Here is a 976-nt window from a genome sequence, read left to right as displayed (position 1 = left end):
ACGTACGCCCATTGGATCTAAGCCGTTGGCTGGCTCATCCAGTATTAATAAGTCCGGGTCGCCTAAAAGCGCTTGAGCAATTCCCAGCCTTTGCTTCATCCCAAGAGAATACGTTCGAACTTTATCATTTTCTCTGCCGGTTAGCCCCACAATATCAAGCACTTCTTTTACTTTTTGCTGCCTTTCTTTCTTTGTTGGAAATGAATGCAGGCGAGCTAAATTTGTCAGGTTTTCTTTTCCTGTCATATAAGGAAAAAAGATGGGCGACTCCACAATTGCGCCAACGCTTTGCAGCGCTTCTTTTCTTTGTGAAAAAATATGTTTGTTATTAATAAAAACTTCTCCCCCGGTTGGTTTAATCAACCCCGTCAACAAACGAATTAAGGTCGTTTTACCAGCACCGTTTGGCCCTAGCAATCCGCATATTTCCCCTTCTTTAATTTGAAACGATACTTCTTTTACTAAGTGACGATGTCTTACTTTTTTCGAAACACTTTTTACATCTAAAATGATATTTTTCATATTAAATCCCCCCTACACGTAGTATAGGAGGGATTTATAAAGAATTTATAAAGTTTATAAAAATTATTGTACAGGCTTTTTAGCTACAATATAGGATACAAGCGCGAATAAAAGCAAAAACACAGATAAAAACAAATAGCCCGCACCTTCAAAACCTCTTATTTCTACATAGCCAATGTAAAAAAGAACGGCGGCAGCCATAACGGCTAGCATTGAAGGAAGCATTCTAATGACTTTGTTCCACTTCATCTTTCTGAACAGCCAAGTTACAAGGATTATAAGTACACCTGGCAGCAGCGCAATCAATAAAGGACCGCCTATCATCATAATCTATCAACCTCTCTAGAACCTTATCATTCATCTATAATAAAAATAATAAGCTTACGGTTCAGAAATGCCATTCGCAATTGCTAATAAAAAAATTAAGCCGGAAAGCAAAACAAAAAAGATACTG

2 protein-coding genes are annotated in these 976 nt (G+C 37.7%); both read right to left on the bottom strand.

From position 1 onward, the window contains the following. Positions 1 to 522 (bottom strand): ABC transporter ATP-binding protein (locus AC1DRF_RS29620; RefSeq protein WP_477742522.1); only part of this gene is annotated, 522 nt, incomplete at its 3' end. 63 nt (positions 523 to 585) lie between these two features. Next, positions 586 to 849 carry a YesK family protein gene (locus tag AC1DRF_RS29615; protein ID WP_477742521.1) on the bottom strand — a complete coding sequence of 88 codons (264 nt, stop codon included), beginning with the start codon at positions 847 to 849 and terminating at the stop codon, positions 586 to 588. Positions 850 to 976: the final 127 nt, after the last annotated feature.

This window comes from Priestia sp. P5_B4 (assembly GCF_056400385.1).
Note: the sequence above shows the minus strand (reverse complement) of the source record. Positions and strands in the feature narration are given on the sequence as shown.

Excerpts from the sequence above, each read along its gene's own strand:
- AC1DRF_RS29615 (WP_477742521.1), bottom strand. The coding sequence starts at position 849 with ATGATGATAGGCGGTCCTTTATTGATTGCGCTGCTGCCAGGTGTACTT.